This is a genomic window from Tenacibaculum sp. 190524A05c, from assembly GCF_964036595.1.
Lineage (GTDB): Bacteria > Bacteroidota > Bacteroidia > Flavobacteriales > Flavobacteriaceae > Polaribacter > Polaribacter platacis.
In genome coordinates this window covers 2,652,637-2,673,457 of record NZ_OZ038523.1, presented here as the reverse complement: position 1 = coordinate 2,673,457, position 20,821 = coordinate 2,652,637, and the positions used below count along the sequence as shown (strand labels likewise).

Below are 20,821 nucleotides of genomic sequence, written 5' to 3'. Positions count from 1 at the left end.
CCGAGCAATTGCTCGGGTTTTTGCTTTTTTTATTGTGCTGATATTTGCAATTTGTAATACTTTTTTAACATAAAATTTAACAAAAACCTGCAATTCATACAAAAATTTAACAAAAGTGTTAAATTATGTTAACATTGGGGTATATTTGGAATCCTTGATTACCCCTTCTAATAATTCTTCAATAAGAGCCCTATTTTGTTGTGGGAAATCAAATAGTTTAACGAAAACCATTAAAAACCCTTACAAAATGAAAAAAATTACTTTATTATTTTTTTTACTTACTGGTGTTGTCTTTTCTCAACAGAAAAGGAACTGTCACTCGATGGATAATCTTGAGTATAGACAACAAAAAAACCCTGCTATTAAAGAAAGAATGATGGAAATTGAGAAGTTTACTCAAAACAAACTTCTTCAAATGCAAAATGGACAACGAAAGATTGAAGGAGAAATCATCAAAATTCCTGTAGTAGTTCATGTAATTTATAGTAATGCTCAAGAGAATATTAGTGAAGCTCAAATCCAATCTCAAATTGATGTATTGAATGAAGATTTCAGAAGAACTAACTCTGATGCTAATAACAAATGGTCTCAAGCAGCAGATACTCAAATAGAGTTTGCTTTGGCTGCAATTGATCCAAATGGTAATCCAACTTCAGGAATTACTAGAAAATCATCTACAAGAACATCTTGGGGAACTAATGATGCAATGAAAAGTTCTTCAAATGGTGGTGTTAGTCCATGGGATACTTCTGAATATTTAAACATGTGGGTATGTAATATCGGAGGAGGAATTTTAGGATATGCTCAATTCCCAGGAGGTAGCGCTGCTACGGATGGAGTTGTAATGAGTCCACAATACTTCGGAAGTTCTGATAAAGGATCAGGTTTTTACTTATCTGCTCCATTTGATAAAGGAAGAACTACAACTCACGAAGTAGGTCACTTTTTAAACTTACGCCATATTTGGGGAGATGGTGGATGTTCAGTTGATGATTTCGTATCTGATACACCTACATCAGACGCTGCAAACTATGGATGTGCAACAGGACATACATCTTGTGGAACTGAGGATATGGTAGAGAACTTTATGGATTACTCTGATGATTCATGTATGAACTTATATACAGTTGGACAAAAGAATAGAATGAGAGCTGTTTTAGAGGCTGGAGGAGTTAGAAGAAGTTTAGCTTTATCTGATAAATTTTCACCTGCAGTTTGTAACGCAACTACGCCAACTGGAGTTTCAGTTTCAGGAGTTTCTTCTTCTGAAGCTACAATTTCTTGGAATGCAGTTTCAGGAGCGACTTATGATGTAAGATTCCGTCCAGCAGGAACAACTTCTTGGACTGTAAATGCAGTTTCAGGAACTTCAACTACATTATCTGGTTTATCAGCTACAACACAATATCAAGTTCAAGTAAGAAGCAAGTGTTCTTCAGGAAATTCTTCTTATAGTTCAACGGTTAGTTTTACAACAACAGAGGTTCAATTAAACTACTGTGATTCTAAAGGAAATAATGTAAACGACGAATATATCGGTAGAGTTGCTATCGGATCAATTAATAATGCTTCTGGAAACGGAAATGGATATTCAGACTTTACTTCACAGTCTACTTCTTTAGCGAAGTCTGCTTCTGCAAGTATTACAATTACACCAACTTGGACAGGAACTGTTTACAGCGAAGGATATGCAGTATTTATCGATTATAACCAAGATGGAGATTTTGCAGATAGTGGAGAAACTGTTTGGACACAGTCTGCTACTCAAAACACACCAGTTTCTGGATCATTCACAGTACCAGCAAGTGCTGCTGAAGGAGCTACAAGAATGCGTGTTTCTATGAAATATAATGGAGTTCCAACTTCATGTGAAACATTCTCATATGGAGAAGTAGAAGATTATACTGTTGTAATTGGAGCTTCTGCACCAGATACACAAGCACCATCTACTCCATCAAATGTACAGGCTTCTGCTGTAACACAAACTACAGCTACAGTTAGTTGGAACGCTTCTTCTGATAACGTAGGAGTTACAGGATATGAAGTGTTCAGAGGATCTACAAGTTTAGGAACTGTAACAGGAACTTCAGCAAACTTAACAGGTTTATCGGCTAATACTTCTTATACAGTTTCGGTAAGAGCGCAAGATGCTGCTGGAAACGAATCAAGTGCTGGTTCGGTTACATTTACAACATTAAGTAATCAAGTTTCTTATTGTACTTCAAGCGGAAGTAGAGTTACTTACGAATGGATTGATAATGTAGAATTAGGAGGAATTGCTAATGCTACTGGACGTAATGGAGGATATGGAGACTTTACAGATCAAGTAGGTACATTAGCGCAAGGAAGTTCAAATACTATGATTGTAAGTGCAGGATTTAGAAGCACTGCATATACTGAATATTGGGCAGTTTGGATTGACTTCAATCAAGATGGAACATTCTCTGATAGTGAAAAGGTAGTTTCTGGATCTTCTTCTAGTGCAAATAACTTATCAGCTACTGTAAATGTACCTTCGAATGCGACATTAGGAAATACTAGAATGCGTGTTTCTATGAAGTATAATGCGGCTCAAACGGCATGTGAAAACTTTGGAGACGGTGAAGTAGAAGATTACACTATTAACATTACAAGTTCTGCTCGTATAGATACTGTATCTACAGATGCAGATGCTTTAGGAAATGAATCTGCTATTAATCTTTTAGCATTCCCTAACCCAACAACAAATTTTGTGCAAGTACGATTAAATAATAGAGATGCAGGATTAACTTCTTACAGCATTGTAAATACAATCGGACAAACGGTACAAAGAGGAGAAGTAACAAATGGAGTAATTAACGTTTCTGATTTAACTTTAGGAATGTATATTTTAGAAGTAAATGATGGTCAAAAATCATTTAGAACAAAACTAGTTAAGAGATAATAGAGACCCTTACCCTATTATTAACTGAGAAAACCCGAGTAATTTACTCGGGTTTTTGAATTTTTAAGGCTTTTTGTTTTGCAATCTATAATGTAAAAATAACCTTTTATTGTGTTTTATGTGTCAGTTTATACAATATGTTAACATATTTCTAACATAAAACTAACATTACTGTATATTTGGCAACCCTATAAATCCCCATTCATAAATTCTTCAATAAAGAACCGAATTGGTTATAGGATATGTAACAGTTTCGAAAATTCATTAAAAAGCCCTAAAAAAATGAAGAAAATTACTTTAGCATTGCTACTCCTTTCTGGTGTGGTATTTTCTCAGCAAAAACGTACTTGTCACGCTGACGAAATGATCAAAGAAAAATTTAAAAACAATCCTGCTGCAGAAGAGTATATGCAACAAATGGAGAAGTATACTCAAAAGAAGATTCTTGAATTAAAAAATACACAAAGAAAAATAGTAGGAGATGTATATCAAATTCCAGTAGTGGTGCATGTTTTATACACAAACTCTTCTAACAATATTAGTAATGCTCAGATTCAATCTCAATTAGATGTTTTAAACGCTGATTTCCGTAGAACAAATTCTGATGCGAACAATAAATGGTCTCAGGCGGCTGATACTAAAATCGAGTTTTACTTAGCAGAGGTTGATCCTAATGGAAATGCAACTACAGGTATTACTAGAAAACAAGTAAGTAAATCAACTTGGAATACTTCATTAGGTGAAGGAGACGATCTTAAAAAATCTTCTCAAGGTGGTGTTGATCCATGGGATACTTCAGAATATTTAAACATGTGGGTTGTTGATAATATTATTAGAAACACTCCAACTGGCACAGCAACAATTTTAGGATTTGCTCAGTTCCCTTGGGATACAGATGCATCAACTGATGGTGTTGTAATGGCAGATCAATATTTTGGTACAACAGGTACTGCTCAAGCTCCTTTTGATGGAGGTAGAACAACAACGCACGAAGTAGGACACTATTTTGGTTTACGTCACATTTGGGGTGACGGAGGTTGTGGTGTAGATGATTTTGTATCTGATACTCCAGAATCTGATGCACCAAACTATGGTTGTGCTTCTGGACATACTTCTTGTGGTTCTGAAGATATGATTCAAAACTATATGGATTACTCCGATGATTCTTGTATGAATTTATTCACAGCAGGACAAAGAGATAGAATGCATACCTATTTAGAAGCTGGTGGTGCAAGACGTGCTTTAGCTTTATCTGATAAAACTAATGGAGGAGGATCTAATCCACCTGCAAGTTCTTGTTCTTCAACAATTTCATCTTTCCCTTACAGTCAAGGATTTGAATCTGGAACAGGATGGACTCAAGCTTCTGGAGATGATGGAGATTGGGTAAGAGATAGTGGAGGAACTCCATCTAGCAACACAGGACCAAGTACTGGAGCAGAAGGATCTTTCTACATGTTCTTAGAAGCATCTTCAAACAGTAGTACAGGTCAAATTGGATCAAATGCAACTGCAATTTTAGAAAGCCCATGTTTTGACTTATCAGGAAAGTCTTCAGCAACATTTGCTTTCGAAAACCATATGTATGGAACTAATGTAGGATCGTTAGCGGTTCAAGCATTAAAAGATGGAGAATCAACTTGGACATCTATTTGGTCTGATTCAGGAAATAAAGGAAACCAATGGAATGCGGTTTCAGTAAACTTAAGCGCATACTTAGGTGGAAAAGTAAAATTAAGAATCGTTGGAACAACAGGAAACGGTTGGTCAAGTGATATCGCTGTTGATGCATTATCTGTAACAACAGGTGGAGGTTCAACTGCAGATACACAAGCACCTACAACTCCTTCAAATGTACAAGCTTCTAGCATTGCACAAACTAGTGCTACAGTAAGCTGGTCAGCTTCTTCGGATAACGTTGGTGTTACAGGATATGAAATTTTCCAAGGATCTTCTAGTTTAGGAACAGTTACAGGAACTTCTGCTAACATTACAGGATTAGTTGCTGGAACTTCATATACAATTTCAGTAAGAGCTAACGATGCTGCAGGAAACCAATCTGCTGCTGGTTCAGTTTCATTTACTACAGAAAGTAATACTCCAGCTCCAGTAAATTACTGTGCATCTAGCAGTAACAGAACTCAGTTTGAGTGGATTGATAATGTAGAATTAGGAGGAATTGCAAATGCAACAGGAGCAGGAAGCGGATATTCTGACTTTACAGCTCAAGTAGGAACATTAGCTCAAGGAAGTACAAACAGCATGGTTGTAAGTGCAGGTTTTAGCGGAACAGCTTATACAGAGCACTGGGCAGTTTGGATTGACTTTAACCAAGATGGAACATTTGCGGATAGTGAAAAAGTAGTTTCTGGATCTTCTTCTAGCGCAAACAACTTATCAGCTACTGTAAACGTACCAGCTAATGCAACTTTAGGTCAAACTAGAATGCGTGTTTCTATGAAGTATAACGCAGCTCAAACAGCTTGTGAAACTTTTGCTGATGGAGAAGTTGAAGACTATACAATTAACATCGTAAGCTCTGCTCGTGTAGAAGGTGTAACAGCTACTACAGATAGATTAGGAAACGAAGCTTCTATTGATTTATTAGCTTATCCTAACCCAACAACTGACTTTGTACAAGTGAAGTTGAACTCTAAGGCAGAATTAACATCATACAGAATTGTAAATACAATCGGGCAAACGGTTCAAAGAGGAAACCTAAGCAACGGAACAGTTAATGTTTCTAGCTTAACGCAAGGAATGTATTTGATTGAAGTGACTGATGGTCAGAAATCATTTAGAACAAAACTGATTAAGAAGTAATAAATCCCCAATTTATTATTAAGACAAGAACCCGAGCCATGTGCTTGGGTTTTTGTTTTTATAGTTGTTGATGCTTCGGGAGATGCGGAATCTAATTTCTAAATACGTAGTTGTAACAAAATATTTCACTCTGAAACACTACCTTTGCTTGCCTTAATACGCTATTAATACATTATGAATTACCTTACTGTAGAAAACATATCAAAAGCTTACGGAGAACGCGTTTTATTTGATGACTTGTCTTTTGGAATTAATAAAGATCAAAAGATAGCTTTTGTAGCTAAAAACGGAAGTGGTAAAACATCAATATTAAATATTGTTGCCGGAAAAGACACTCCTGATTCTGGTCAGGTGATTAGCAGAAAAGGAATTCATATTGCATATTTATCTCAAGAGCATGATTTTGACGCAAACAAATCTATAGAGGAAACTATTTTTGCAACAGAGAATAAGATTCTTCCAATTATTCAAAAGTACGAACAAGCTTTGCAGAATCCAGATGACGCAGAAGCGTATCAAGCAGCGTTTGATTTAATGGATCAACACAATGCCTGGGATTTTGAAACGCAGTACAAACAAATTCTATCGAAATTAAAGCTTGATAAATTACAGCAAAAAGTAGGAACACTTTCTGGTGGACAGAAAAAGCGTTTGGCATTAGCGATTATCTTAATTAACAAACCTGATTTATTAATTCTTGATGAGCCAACCAACCACTTAGATTTAGAAATGATTGAGTGGTTAGAATCCTTTTTTGCTCGTGAAAAAATTACCTTGTTTATGGTAACGCACGACCGTTACTTTTTAGAGCGTGTGTGTAATGAAATTATTGAGTTAGATAACGGACAGTTATATAAATACAAAGGAAACTATTCGTATTACTTACAAAACAAAGAAGAACGAAAAGCTTTAGAGGCTACGAATCTTAGTAAAGCGAAGAGTTTATATAAAAAAGAATTGGATTGGATGCGTCGTCAACCAAAGGCACGAACGACCAAATCAAAATCTAGAATTGATGATTTCTTCGAAATCAAAGCCAAAGCACACCAACGCCGACAAGAACATGAAGTTCAGTTAGAAATTAACATGGAGCGTTTGGGTAGTAAGATTGTAGAATTACACAAACTGAAAAAATCCTTTGACGATAAAGTAATTTTAGATGGTTTTGAATATGTGTTTAAAAAAGGAGAACGCATTGGAATTATTGGTAAAAACGGAACCGGAAAATCATCATTCTTAAATTTACTAACTGGACAAATTCCTGTTGATGGCGGAAAAATTGTAGTAGGTGAAACGGTGAAGTTTGGGTATTACACCCAAAAAGGAATAAAGATCAAAGAAGGGCAGAAGGTAATTGAAGTGATTAAAGAATTTGGGGAAGAAATTCCATTAACCAAAGGAAGAAGGATTTCTGCTGCGCAATTACTAGAGCGTTTCTTGTTTGATCGTAAAAAACAATACGATTTTGTAGAGAAGTTAAGTGGAGGTGAGCAAAAGCGTTTGTATTTGTGTGCGGTGTTGATACAAAATCCGAACTTCTTGATTTTAGATGAGCCAACCAACGATTTAGATGTGGTAACGCTAAACGTATTAGAAAACTTCTTGTTGGATTATCCTGGGAATTTAATGGTGGTTTCTCACGACCGTTATTTTATGGATAAAATTGTGGATTCGTTGTTTGTATTTAGAGGAAATGGAGTAGTGGAGAACTTTCCTGGAAATTACTCTGATTTTAGAGCTTATGAAGATTCTAAAACTCCAGAACCTAAGATTGAGAAGAAAGAAGCTGTAAAACGCGAAAAAACACCTCAAAAAGGAAAGTTAAGCTATAACGAGAAGCGAGAGTTTGGAATTTTAGAAATTGACATTGAAAAACTCCAAAAAAAGAAAACCGATATAGAAGGACAATTTGCTAATGGTAGCATTGCTCCTGAAGAAATTAACGACAAATCTATAGAGCTCCAACAAATTATTGAAGACCTAGAAACTAAAGAAGAACGTTGGTTTGAGCTATCGATGAAAATGGAGGGGTGATCTTTATATGCTTAATTTTTAGAGTTTATGATTTTAAGTTTAAACTTTTGAGAAATCTCTTGATCTATATCTGCTAAAAAGTTAAATAAGATTAAATTCACTTTAGACACATAATCAAATTTAAAATTTAGATGTTTACCAATTTGATTTTCAAAACCTGGAAATTGTTTAGCAAACTCTTTTGATACTTTTCGCCTATTATGTACCGTTAAATTTCTTTGTTTAATGTAGAAATTGGTGTTTTCTTTTTGTTCTTTATTTTTAAAAATATCTATGTTTAATCTAGTTTTAAAGAATTTTTCGATGTCTTCTATTCCTTTATAAAAAAGCTCTTCAATTTTTTTACTTGCTATCGAGTTAATTAAATCATCCATTGACTCATGGCTTAAAATGAAGTCAAGCTTTTCGGATTCTTGTGATTTTAAAATTTGAGGTTTTGCAAGTACAACCTCTGAAAGAATATCTTTAAAGTAAGTAGTAAAGTTATCGATTGTATTCACGTAAATCATTGAGCTTAGATGGATTTCATAAAATTCTACATTTAGAAAGTTTTCCAAATTATTATTTAAGCTTTTTTTTACAATTTTAGGGTTATATACATGGTCGTAAATACTTGTAAAATATTGTTTAGCATCATTTTTATTCTCTGAAATAAGAATATTTCCAACATCTAAATAGCTTATTAGCATTTCTGACCTTAGAATTTCTTGCTGAAAGTTGGCAAAAGATTGAGTCGATTCGGTTCTTATTTTTGCTGAATATTTTAAATTTTTTTTATTCATTTAATATTACTTTTAAATTTTTCAGAAGTAGAAGAGAAAAAGTAATTACTTATACCCATTGTTGTGCGTTCGTTTTTATTCTTCATTTAATAATTCTTGAAAGCTCTCAATTTTTGCTTTTAATTCATCAAAGGTTATAATTTCAACATCCTTACTATTGCTTCTAGAAAGTTCAAAAGAATATCTTTGGTCTTCATTCAAATCTGCCAAGTTTCCAATTAATACAATGCATTTAGAATTAAAGGTTTCAAAATTTCCGTTTTTCCTGCTTTTTGCCTTTAATGCATAAAATTCCTTTTGAAAATTATCCCTTTGATTTAGAACTTGAGCAGTCGAACCAGAAAGGTCTTTTGAAACACTATAAACATCTTCTCCTCTGTAAGAACTATTCTCAACAAGTTTAGTTTTATGAGTCTTTATTTCCAAGAAAGAAACATTATCACTTAGACTATTTTTAATTAGAAAATCATTCATTTTTCCATTTGTATTGTCAAGACTTTTTCCTCCAACATAAGCTTCTCTTTGATATAGAATAATTGGCTGTGCGAATATTGAAGAAAAAACCCAGTTGTTTTCTTGTAGAAATACTTGCCAATGTTTTTCAAGACTTTCTCCATCAGTTGATAATGCAAAAAGTTCATTAAATCGTTCAATTGTCTTTTGAATGAATTTACTATCAACAATTTCCTTTGTTTTAGCCAAAGATTCTTTGCTTAAAAAGTCTGTTCCTATAGATAGTTTGTCAAATAAATCTTGGATAGCTTTTTTATCTCCATCTGAAAATTCATTAATAGAATTTCCCCAACTTGCCAAGGAAGAAGCAAGAGCATTTTCTATATATGTCTTTTCAGGTTTGTCAATTACTTTTGGGAAAATACTATTTAAAGTTAACTGTAATACAAAATCTATTTCAGCACGATTTTTTTTATAAATATCACTAAATGAATTTTGTAATTTTTGTAAGCTAGTTTCATTTAAATAAAGTAATTTATTATCAACGTCTAATTCAGTTTTTCCTTTCTTTTCAATTATTACTTCTTTAATTTCATATGTTTCATCAATAAAGTATGAAAATGGATTTAAAGTTTTAGTAAAACCATAACCATATGAAGTAGCTTTGACAACTCCAACAGGTAGTTTCTTCCCAAATCCTAAGTAGGTAAATTTTTTAATAAACTTATATTTTTCTCTACCTTCAAAGCCTCTTGGGTAATGAATAAGTTTGTCAACTTTTTTGAATACTTCTTTGGAAATTTGTTTTATGCCAGCTTCTGTGTCGTGGTAGAACCAAACTTGTTTTGTAGTTAAATCTCTTTCTATTTTTTCACCTTTAAATTCTTCTGACATAGTTCTTTGTTTATTTTTTGTCAAATGAAGCACAACGGTCTCGTATAAGAATAGTAGCGGATTTTATGTGCTTACTTTTCCGATTATAACTGTTGTTTGATTTATAAAACTCATTTTCGTTTTAGCGACTAAGCCGCTATTATTTTTATACAATGTTAGCCACTGTTGTCTTTTCTTTTGGTTTTCTCAAACTTTTCCAAATTTCTACTATAATATGTGTCCCAAAGTGGACCTAAGAGAAAGTCCAACATTCCACCTATTAAAGGAATGTTGCCTAAAACTCCTCTTCCAACATAGTCAATGTATTTAGTTTTAAGAATGTAATTTCTAATCTGCTTTCTTACTTTAGGGTCAAATTCTGTGTCAAGATTTTCCGAAAGAACTCTTTCCATTTCTGTAATTTGCTCCCAGTGGTTTATCAATTGCTTTCTGTGATTAACCAGCATATCTCTCGCAAATTGTCGTTTAGTTTCATCTTTAATTAGTTCCTCCAACTTTTCATATCGTTCCTGTGCAGAGTCAGCTTTTGCAATCATTTCATTGATTTCAGGAACTTTCATCAATCTTTTTAGTTGAGTACTTGAATCAGTTGCCTTAGTTGCAAAAACACCTGCAACAACAGCCAAAATCACCTGCAATAGATTTGCATCTTCAAAATTGTAGAAAGACAAATTTGTGTTTAGGTAAGTGTTAATTTGAGATGAGAAGTATATTCCAATTAAAGAAGCTATTGTAAGTGCCCAAAGTATAATTCTTGTCATTCTGTTGGTTCGTTTTAATTGTGGCTAACTGTGTATATACAAACCTTTATGTTGGATATACTGCTAATTCAGCAGTATAAACCACAGTTATTTATTAAATCATAAAATTTCTAAGAAAAAGGAAAGGAACAGGGGGACTGGTCTATTTCTTTATCATTTTCGGTTTTAAATGTAGGGAGAAAATAAATAGTGTGCAAACCATAATTATATAAATTCGGTAAGCACACAAGTATGAGTTGTTTTAAATAGTGTATAAATGGTGGTTTATATATGAGGTAATACAAGCATAAACCGTTCTTATTTGTTATAGAATTACATCTTAAAATTGATAGCCAAGCTTTAAAATTGCATAACGAGGAAGTAAACGATATGTAGTACTCGAACTTCCAATATCGTTTATAGAAAAGGTGTTAAACTCTTTTGTGTTCAATAAATTCTTAGCAGATAAACCAAGGGTAATTTTTTGCTCGCTTAGTTTGTATTGCATATCAAAATCAAGAAAGTAATAGGCTTTGTTATTATCTACATTTCCGAAATCGTAACGCTCTGATTGCAGTTGAAAATTGAATTTAGAGTTTATAACAAAAGAGGCATCTAAAAAACTCACATTGTTGGTAAATACATTGTTGATGTTGGTTTGAATTTCAGAAGTGGTCCATTTGGTACCAAAATGATAGTTGAAAATACCTTTAAAACCAGAGCGAAGCTCTAAACCATAGTTGTAATTGTTAGAACGTACTGTTCTTAAACTTCCATTGTTAATACTGTTTTTAAATTCACTTTTAGAATAGCTAATATTCGCTTTTAAATTCGTAGCAAGCTTTTTTAAATAGAAATCTAATGTCGAGTTAATGCTTAAAAACTCTCGATCTTGAATCAGAATTTTTTCAGTTTGTACAAAGTTTTGATCTATAGTTGTATTGGTAGAGAAGAAATCATGATTTTTATTATAAATAAAGAAAGTATTGGCAAAAAAACGATCGCTCCAATCTCCAAGTTGATAATTCACAACCAAATTTGAAGAACTTAATTGATTAAAACTTCCTGTTCCTTTTGTAAATGAACGAAACCCTGTGAGTACAAAGTTGCTATACACATCTTGTGTTTTGGCATTACTTGTATTCCTTGAGAAAGAAGAGGTGATTTTATTGTTATCATTTATTTCCCAATCTAAAGATATACTTGGGTTTATGAAAAACGGACTTTGATTTTGACGAACATTATCGGTTTGTAAGCTGTTAAAGAGCTGATGAACGTTTAAGTTTCCTGTTATACTAACATCATTCAGTTTTAAGCGATATTTACCTTTTACGTACAAGTTGTTTACGTTGTAATTGGTTTGGTTTTGATATCCTACTGGCTGATCAATAAGTAAGTCGTTATTAAATAAAGAAAATTGAGAGGTTAATTCTTCTTTGGTAAATTCGTTTCCAACTTGTAGTTCCAATAAATCTCCGTTACTTTTTCGATCTAATACATGCGCATTTATTCCAGTGAATTGCATTTTAACATCACTTCGTTGTTGGCTATTGTTCGCATTTGTGGTTGATGGAAATAAATCTTGATAAAAAAACTGATTAATTTTATATAATTGAGGTGTTTTTTCATCTATAAATCTACCTGTAACTAGCAGAACTTTATTGTTTTTGAACTTGTCGGTGTAATTTATTTTTTGATCGAAAAGCGTGTTTTGATAGTCAAGATTTTCTATGGTAGAATTACCATTAAATACTAAGTTAGAATTGTCATTAAAAGTACCACTATTGAATTTTGTTGTTGCTTCTAACATTTTTGTTTTCGACAAATCATAGGTCAAATCAATTTTACCAAAACCTACCTTTTTATTGTTTTGAAGCTGATAATCTTCTGTATTCGAAAAGTTTGAATTTGTGGTGTTAACTGTGGTAATACCATTTTGAAAAAAATTAGTTTCATCCCAATTAAAGAATGCTAAAGATTTTATTTTTAGATGTTTAATGGGTTTGAAAATAGCGTTTAACGATGCTAATTCTGCATTGTTAAAATTGGTTCTGCTTTTCTTAAAACTAAGGAACGGAGGATTTAAACTAAGTAGATTGTTTATGCGTTGGTTATCTCCTATTGTAACGGGCTCATCTCGGCTTCTAAAAGGTTGTATTAGGTTTTCAATATCACCAACAGCATCGTAACCAATATTATTAAAATTCCCGATAAAAAAGTATTTGTTCTTTTTACCAAAGCTCGCGAGGTTAAAACGCGACTCATACGTGTTTTCTGAGCCAAAACCATAGTGCAGATCTACATTTCCGAACCAAACGTTTTTAAACTTTTCTTTAAGTGTTAAGTTCAAAGCTACTTTATCACTTATTTCAATGTTTTTAAGAAGTTTATTGTTCGAAAAATTATTGAGAACTTCTATTTTTTCGATGGGATGCGTAGGCATGTTTTTAGATAATACTTTGTATCCTTTTTCAAAGAAATCATCACCATCTACCATTAGCTTTTCAATTTCTTGATTACCAACTTTTATGGTTCCGCTATCGTCAACAGAAATTCCAGGGATTTTTTTAAGTAAATCTTCAACAGATTGTTCTTCTCCAGTTAAAAAATGTTTTGCACTAAAAACAACGGTATCTTTTTTTACTGAAATCGCCTTATCGGCAGTAATTATAACTTCTTCAAGAGAAAAGGATTTTTCTTGTAACGTAATGTTTTTTATAACTTCTACGTTCGACGAGGTAACATCAATTTTAATGATTTTAGTTTCAAAACCTAAAATTGAAAAATGTACATCATAACTTCCTTCTTTCTTGATAGTAATTTTGAATTTACCTTGATTATCAGAGTAGGAGTAATTAATAATGCTAGAAAGACTGTCTTTTTTAGCAAAAACATTTACAAAAGGAATCGGTTTGTTTTGTTCGTTAAAAACCGTTCCTTTAATTGTGGTTTGAGAAAAAGAGAAACTTGAGCTTAATACAATAAATAATAAAAGTATTCTACTACTTTGCCTTCTTAGGGAATAGTTCAACATCTTCTCTACAATCATCACAATTCTCATCATATTTTAATGGCCCATATCCTTTTGGAAGTCTAGCAGATAATTTTGCAAGATCTTCTTTAATTAATTCAACTTTACGTTTTCGATATTGATCAATTGTTAATGATGATTTAAACTTTGATTTATCAACAGTTATTTTGCAAACTGGATTTTTTTCAATTTTTACTTTTTTTGCTACAATATGAAACACACGATCTGTATCATATACTTCTAAAATTAAACCAGATAAACCATTAAATTTCCAAGGCCCATAAGGAACAGGTATTTCTTTTGTAAACCAAGCGATATATGTTCTTCCTCTGAATTCTATTGATGCTTTTTGACACGTAAACCCTCCAATTTTCTTTTGTTCATCTTTTAAGGTCCAAATCCATTGAAAAGAGTCTTCTTTTACTAATAACTCTTCATCGAACCAAATTTCCATAAAATGAAATTCTGATCTATCATTGTAATAAAACTCAGGAGTTAAATTACTTCTTGATATTTCACGAGATAGCTTACGACCATCATCATTATCTGATTGATCAATTTTTTCCTTGGTTTTGTTCAAATTAGCTTCGCTATAAATGGAATTTTGATTATTGAATTTTAGTGTAAAATCCCTTGAAAAATCTTTTGAGAAGTGTGTAGATTGGATGTAATCAATTTCACCACAAATCGTTGAGTTTTGTGCGAAAACAGAGTTAGCAACCAGAAGTGTAATTATAAAAAATATTTTTTTCATTGTTTCTTAAAAAAATTAAAAACCTGTGCTTAATAGTAAAGCACAGGCTAGATTGAATGAAATTACCTTTTAGCAGTAATAACTACTTCGTCTAAACATTCACCATAAGTCCATTCAGTACATCCTACAAGAACTCCGTTTCTATACGTACAAGTTCTCCAACGACAAGGACGATCCTCATTGTCAAGGTTTTCAACTTGAATAGAGCTAGTGAATTCTGAATTTACTTCTGTTTCTTGAGTTGTGTTAAAACTCATAATTGTAAAAGCGAATAAAAAAACGAAAAATAGATTTTTCATAATAATGGTTGATTTTATGCCCCATTAAGGTCTTGGGCGGTTAATTTTGACCTTTCTATTGTTTTGGTTTGATACATTATTTGAATAATAATGCCATCAAACGTTATCCAATTCTAATATCAAGTTACCTCCATAAATAAATTGTTACTATCGGATACCTGAAAAAATTAAATTATTTTAAAATTCCCTGCTGTTTCCTTGTGATATTAACACTATTTCCCTGGTGTAAACCAGTTTTAAAACAAAGAGTTATATTGATTTTAGAATGTCTAAAATTTTAATTGTGAAAAAATTGAGTTGATAAATGTTTGGTTGGTTTTATTTGGTTATAGATTTATTTTAATGGTTAACTGGTTGAAATAAAAATGTATTCGAATCAAATGTGATGGATACATTTTTAAACTAATTTTAGTTCTAAGAAAAAGGGAAAGGAACAGGGGGACTGTCTATTTCTTTTATCTTATTTGGATCTAAATGTAAAAATTTAATGGTAAAAATCAAAAATAGCAATATTAAAATACATTGACTATCAACTTAAATCCTATTTGAAGTCGTATTTATTACCAGCTTAATAATGATGTTAGAAATGAAATTTCTAAACTTTGGTTTATGATGATCACTGTGAGAACCAACTAAGGAGTATCACCATGATTTATAAGCTCATTTGCGTTAATAATATTGTGAATAGTCTCATTTATAGGGTTGCCCAATTTACCTTCAAAATTTACAAAAACTAAACTAAAACAAACTCCAGCTTTTTTCGAGGTTAATTTTTTTTCGTAGCATTGAAAGACCGACCTAAAACATAACCAGATATTCCCCCAATTAGTGTACCTAGAATTTCAGGATTTAACTTATTGGTAATTCCTAGTAATAAAATTGTAGATGTAAGTAAAAATACTGTGACAATTTCTGTTAATAGACCCGTTCCGTAAATTGACTGATAAAGATTAGTAATTCCTTGTTCATTAGTATTTTGTTTTTTATGTAGAAGCCACAATGGAACCAAATATAGAAGTAGTATAAAAATGATGAAAACAGGAAAGCCCCATTGAAAAATTGTTCTATCATAATCTGATTCGTTATTTTTTTCAATTTCTAGCTCTATTCTCTTTTTTGTCAAATCATCTAAAGCTTTATTTTTCTTATTTAAATCTGTGGATATTAACTTGAATACTCCATCCACTTCGCTTTTTAATTTATCTATAACATTCGTTAAGTCTTGAATGAACTTATTTGAATCGAGTTCTTTTTGAAATTCTTTAAATCTATTATAATCTAGTCTTTCGTTATCATTATCGTCGAAATCGATTAAATCATCATATTGAATTAAAGATAAGTCTATATCTCTTGTTTTAAAATATAAGTTTGAAAGTTGCCTATATTTATAATCGTCCTTTCTGTAGTAAGGCGAAAGTTGGTTTCTAAGATTGATAATTTTTTTAAATGATATTTTAGATAATTGTCTCAATGATTTTATTATCGATTTTGATTTATTGTCAGAATAACTTTTTATTAAATCAATTTCATTCTTAATAGAATTTTTATCTAATTTATTATCATTGTAATTAGTCTTTATTTCAGTTATTATTCTAAAAACATCTTCTAATTCTTCAACTTGATAGTTTAGTTTATCGATATCCTTTTTTATTTTTTCAAGTTTTAATTGTCTTTCAATTGACTTGTTTGTCTGTCCATTTAAAGACAAAGAGATAATAAAGAGTGTAATTAAGAGTATATTTTTCATTTTGTGTAATTTTTTATACTTCTATGTAAACCTTTGTGAAAACATAAAACGAAATATTATTCTGAAGCATGAATCGCAAAACTATTGGGTAAACCATTTCTGGAGTCTAATTATAGATCAAGTTTAACTCCTTGGAGTTGGGGCTAAAAGCCCAACTATGGCACCTAATGCTGTTGACCCTATTGATACTATAAATTCAGGAACTTTTGCCTTACTTACATCTGAACTTTTAAATATGATTACAGCTCCTAGAATTATTGATATCAGTAATACAACTCCAACAATTCCAACAATAACTAAGAATACTATTTTATCTTTTATAGGGTCTTTTGTATCAACTGAGTTAATGAAGTGTATCGGATCATTTAGAAAAGATTGTTTTAATTCAGGCGATTTATCCAGTTCAACTTTTAATTTTGAGATGCTATTAGTCTTCATAATTTATCTTTTGATAAAAGTATGAAGGATGTGAAGTGTCTTAAATACCTATAATTAGGTATAATTAACCAACTATATTATGGAAAAAGAAGAAAGATAATATTGAATATAAGGTTTGATGTTTAAATTACTTCTGCTTAAGAATCCATTCCATAATTGGATCCTTATCCTGCAAATAATCTTCAATACTTAATTGTATTTCTTGATCTAAGTTTAAGTTTTTAGCAGCAACTCCATGAAAAAAGTTAGGATAGTGAGTTCTAAAAATACTCTTGCTATTGTCTTTCCAATCGTGCTCTTCCATAGAATTATATGCTCTAATGTTAGAATGAGGTAAAACACAAGCAACACTTTCTGCCCAAAACTTTAAGCGATCTCCAACTTCTTCACCAACAATGACAATTTTATCTTTGGCAAAATGCTTAACTCTTGCGGCTGTTACAATACCAGCAGAATAAGTTTTTTCAGAAACTACTAAATAGATTTTTTTATCAGAATTGATAATTTTCGGAGGTTGAGTGGCAAGTTTTTTTGCGTAGGCATAATTTCCTCCAGTATAAAAACGCAAGTCAATAACCACATCGTAGTCTTTTTTCGACTTCAGTTTTGTATTAAATGTGTCTACTCTTTCTTTGAAGTTCGGACATTTATCCCAAAAGGAATTAATTTGAAAATAGGCGATCTTTTCAGTTGTGTTAAAATCATAAAAAACACCCTCTTCAGCACGTTTCAAGTATAATGGTAAGTTACTAGTTTGCTTCTTTAGAAATTGCCAATTGTTTTCTTTACTATCAATAGGATATAAATTTGCCCATGATTCAAACCAATAACGATCTTTATTGAATTTTTGTGCAGCAAGTTTGATATGAACAGTATCTCTATCTTTAAGTAAAGTAACTTTTAATGAGTCTTTGCTTTTATTTAAATCCAATGCATGTAGCAATTCAGGAGCAAGCATACAATCTCGAGTTTTAAATCTTTTCCAATTTTCAATTCCAGATAAGTAAGGAAATAGTTTCTCCTCGATTTTTGGTATTTCTAAATCGTTTATTTTTAAAAGTTTTGATCCTAAGTATGTAGCATTCATAGAATCAGTTCTAATAACACGTAATCCATCAGAAAAACGATATAAACGCAAAGGAATCTGAGAAAGAAGAGGTACAACAATTTCAGTATGAGCATTATCAGCTAATACAACACATTTTGATAACTCTAATCTAATTTGAAAATCAGTAAGGTTATCAATATTCTTTTTTAAGGTATTTAATAAAACAAGACATGAGTCTTTTGAAGTTTCTGTATAGGTTTTAGCCTTGTTTAAAAACTCTTTTTCGAAATAGTTGATATCAAAAACCCATTTTTCATGCCTGTTTAAGCCTTCGGTTTGTATATTTTGATTCGGATTGTTCTTACAGTTGAAGAAAGTTAAAGCGATTAAGACTAATACTAGTTTTTTAAGCATGAAAATATTTTTAGAAAAGACAAACCAAGTTTTAAGTTGTTACATTTTTCGATGAAAAAAGATAAACTATTTGAAATAAAAAAGGAAGACATAATATCTTCCTTTTCTCATTGAATTAAAAACTTCAAAAACTAATCCAATATCAACGTTTGCTGATTACTTATTGAATAACACAGATGCTTGTCCGTATTGAAAGTGAATTGGTTCTTGACCTGGACTATATTTATACATGTAAATATCTCTTGGTGGCTTTTGGAATAACATGATAATATCAGATCCGCCGAATCTGAATTTACCAAACTCTTGTCCTTTTACTACATTTTCTCCTAGTAAATCTTCATACATTTTTACACCAGAAACTTGGCACATACCAATTGGTAAAATTGCTACTTTTCCAACTTCTGGTCCAGCATCTACAACAATTAAACCTCTTGCTTGGGTAAACTCGTAACCATCTCCAGCACCATCAGGAGCATCCCATTGTCCGTCTGGTTTTAATTCTACGTTTAAGTAAACTTTTCCATCTATTGGTCTTATTTCTTTAACCTCTCCACTTACTGGTGTATGGAAACGGTGATAATCAAACGGACTTAAGAAATAGTGAACAAAAGTTCCGCCATTAAAGTCGTTCACATACGGACTATCCTGTAATAAATCACTTATAGTTCCGATAGTATGCGTTCCTTTTAATTTAAGTTGTTTTTTATCTCCTTCAAGACCAATTACATTTCCATCTTGATCAATTGGATAAAACTGTTTGTATGTGCAGTCTGCAGGCGAAACCACAACTGTGTTGTCATTTGGAGCGGTAATAGGACGTAATGGACTAATCCCAGTATTAGGGTCGGCGTCATTAAACTCTCTATAGAAAAACTGATTGAATGTTTTCCAAGAATCTTCATTCTTAGCATATAATGGGAAATTATACATTCTATCATACTTGAAAGAATGTAAACTCTCTTTAGTTAAAGAAGCAGGAGTATCTAAAAATTTACCCCAAGCTACAGCGAATTGAACTAACCAATCAGCGAATTTTTCAAAGCTTTGCATGGTCGTATTTGTTCCTGGAATTTTTTGATCAATTAACCAATATGATTGACAAAGTAAGTCGTATACCTTTTGGTTATAACCGTTTTTTTCTCCGTTACTTTTCCAAGCATTTGGGTATTCAGGATCGTTACGCTCATTAGGAACCATTCGTACGTATAAATCTAAGTAATCTAAATACGCAGATATAGATGTTGGCCATCCGTTTCCTTTAAACTCGTTATTAATTGCATTGTACAAATCTGAGTTTAAATTTTTCTTAGCAGCAGCAACAGCAACATTCAAAGATGCAGTTAATGCAGCAGCCATTGCTGGATCTTCTGCAAGAATTTCTTGTAAAGAAGACACTACCGGCTCATGTTTTTTTGTTAAGATAGGTGTTAATGTTTCCATGTTTAATGAGGTTGGTTAAATTATATACCAAAGTTGTCGAAAACATAGATTGATTTTGTGAAAAAGACCTTAACACCAAGGAATTAATGTATAAAAGATGCTGATTTAGGTATGGAAGAGATTAGGTTATTAAAATGAATTTAAAAAGGTTTGATTTCCTTCGGAACTCTATCAATATAAACATCGAAATACAAGTCCTGATTTTCTTTAATATTTTGAGTAATCGCTAAAATTTCCAGATTTAAACTGTCAAGAGATTGCGTTGTATTTCGCTCTAAGTAACCTTTATTATCATTGATTAAACTATACACATCAAGTTGTAATCCGTTGTAGAAGTTATATTTAGTTAAGTTATTTTTTATGTTGTCTTGATTCCCTAATACTTTAGGTAAAATTCCAAAGATAGAAGAGAAGAAGAACGATATTAAAAAAGCTGTTTTTAAATAAAAACTAGTAACGTTATCCCAACCTATTTTTACAATGATAAATCCTAAAATTGCTGTAATGGTTAGAAATAAGGTTAAGAAAATTGAAAACGAATAATTGAAAGATGCGTATTTTTTAGCAGTAACTAAATGAGGTTTTTTTAGCAATGAAAGAATTTCAAACTGTTCTTTTAATTGTTTTATTTCCTTTTTATCCGATTGATACGCGAAAACTGTTTTTTCAATAATAGAATCTTTATCCTGGAAATATCCATTCATTTCATCCGCTTGAACTGTAAAAAAGCTGGTTGTTTTATAAAAACTGATACTGCCTAAAAGAATAAGCGCAATAATAAAGACGGTTTTTAAGAAGTTACCATTTTTAGGGAATAATTGTTTTAAGAAAGTTAGATCGATTTTTGAGCTCATGGTTGGTTGATTTGAGTTGTAATATACTTAAAAACAGAAGAAAAGAAAAGCGCAATTCTTTATGAGAATGCGCTTGATCTTTAAAGCTTTTAAGTATTTATAAAATTATAATCTTCTGAGCTAGAGAATATCCTTACAACTAGGTAA

At 31.8% G+C, this 20,821-nt stretch carries 14 protein-coding genes; 3 read left to right on the top strand and 11 right to left on the bottom strand.

The window, feature by feature from the left end; genetic code table 11:
* Positions 1-247: 247 nt before the first annotated feature.
* The 3 genes from ABNT61_RS11605 (at position 248) to ABNT61_RS11595 (ending at position 7,780) form a co-directional block, all read left to right on the top strand.
* Positions 248-2,923: a GEVED domain-containing protein gene (locus ABNT61_RS11605; protein ID WP_348743337.1), complete on the top strand. Its 2,676-nt coding sequence runs from the start codon at positions 248-250 to the stop codon at positions 2,921-2,923.
* A gap of 282 nt (positions 2,924-3,205) precedes the next feature.
* Positions 3,206-5,746, top strand: a complete 2,541-nt coding sequence (locus tag ABNT61_RS11600; RefSeq protein WP_348743336.1) for a GEVED domain-containing protein — start codon at positions 3,206-3,208, stop codon at positions 5,744-5,746.
* A 174-nt stretch (positions 5,747-5,920) separates the two neighbouring features.
* Positions 5,921-7,780 carry an ABC-F family ATP-binding cassette domain-containing protein gene (locus ABNT61_RS11595; RefSeq protein WP_348743335.1) on the top strand — a complete coding sequence of 620 codons (1,860 nt, stop codon included), beginning with the start codon at positions 5,921-5,923 and terminating at the stop codon, positions 7,778-7,780.
* An 11-nt stretch (positions 7,781-7,791) separates the two neighbouring features.
* Here ABNT61_RS11595 and ABNT61_RS11590 read toward each other — a convergent pair whose 3' ends face one another.
* The 11 genes from ABNT61_RS11590 to ABNT61_RS11540 form a co-directional block, all read right to left on the bottom strand.
* On the bottom strand, positions 7,792-8,562 hold the full coding sequence (locus ABNT61_RS11590; protein ID WP_348743334.1) for a hypothetical protein: 771 nt from the start codon (positions 8,560-8,562) through the stop codon (positions 7,792-7,794).
* Positions 8,563-8,637: 75 nt separating this feature from the next.
* On the bottom strand, positions 8,638-9,909 hold the full coding sequence (locus ABNT61_RS11585) for a Shedu immune nuclease family protein (protein WP_348743333.1): 1,272 nt from the start codon (positions 9,907-9,909) through the stop codon (positions 8,638-8,640).
* Between the two features lie 155 nt (positions 9,910-10,064).
* On the bottom strand, positions 10,065-10,670 hold the full coding sequence (locus ABNT61_RS11580) for a hypothetical protein (RefSeq protein ID WP_348743332.1): 606 nt from the start codon (positions 10,668-10,670) through the stop codon (positions 10,065-10,067).
* A 319-nt stretch (positions 10,671-10,989) separates the two neighbouring features.
* Positions 10,990-13,713 carry a carboxypeptidase-like regulatory domain-containing protein gene (locus ABNT61_RS11575; RefSeq protein ID WP_348743331.1) on the bottom strand — a complete coding sequence of 908 codons (2,724 nt, stop codon included), beginning with the start codon at positions 13,711-13,713 and terminating at the stop codon, positions 10,990-10,992.
* The gene (locus ABNT61_RS11570; RefSeq protein ID WP_348743330.1) at positions 13,652-14,434 is read right to left on the bottom strand and encodes a GLPGLI family protein; all 783 of its coding nucleotides are present in this window, start codon (positions 14,432-14,434) and stop codon (positions 13,652-13,654) included. The genes ABNT61_RS11575 and ABNT61_RS11570 overlap by 62 nt, the downstream gene beginning before the upstream one ends.
* 62 nt (positions 14,435-14,496) lie before the next feature.
* The gene (locus ABNT61_RS11565; protein WP_348743329.1) at positions 14,497-14,733 is read right to left on the bottom strand and encodes a hypothetical protein; all 237 of its coding nucleotides are present in this window, start codon (positions 14,731-14,733) and stop codon (positions 14,497-14,499) included.
* Between the two features lie 766 nt (positions 14,734-15,499).
* Positions 15,500-16,480: a hypothetical protein gene (locus ABNT61_RS11560; protein ID WP_348743328.1), complete on the bottom strand. Its 981-nt coding sequence runs from the start codon at positions 16,478-16,480 to the stop codon at positions 15,500-15,502.
* A gap of 123 nt (positions 16,481-16,603) precedes the next feature.
* The gene (locus ABNT61_RS11555; RefSeq protein ID WP_348743327.1) at positions 16,604-16,918 is read right to left on the bottom strand and encodes a hypothetical protein; all 315 of its coding nucleotides are present in this window, start codon (positions 16,916-16,918) and stop codon (positions 16,604-16,606) included.
* A 127-nt stretch (positions 16,919-17,045) separates the two neighbouring features.
* Entirely contained in the window at positions 17,046-18,380 is a 1,335-nt protein-coding gene (locus tag ABNT61_RS11550) for a hypothetical protein (RefSeq protein WP_348743326.1), read from the bottom strand.
* 156 nt (positions 18,381-18,536) lie between these two features.
* Positions 18,537-19,820 carry a phosphatidylserine decarboxylase gene (locus tag ABNT61_RS11545; RefSeq protein WP_348743325.1) on the bottom strand — a complete coding sequence of 428 codons (1,284 nt, stop codon included), beginning with the start codon at positions 19,818-19,820 and terminating at the stop codon, positions 18,537-18,539.
* Positions 19,821-19,960: 140 nt separating this feature from the next.
* Entirely contained in the window at positions 19,961-20,674 is a 714-nt protein-coding gene (locus tag ABNT61_RS11540) for a hypothetical protein (protein WP_348743324.1), read from the bottom strand.
* Positions 20,675-20,821: the final 147 nt, after the last annotated feature.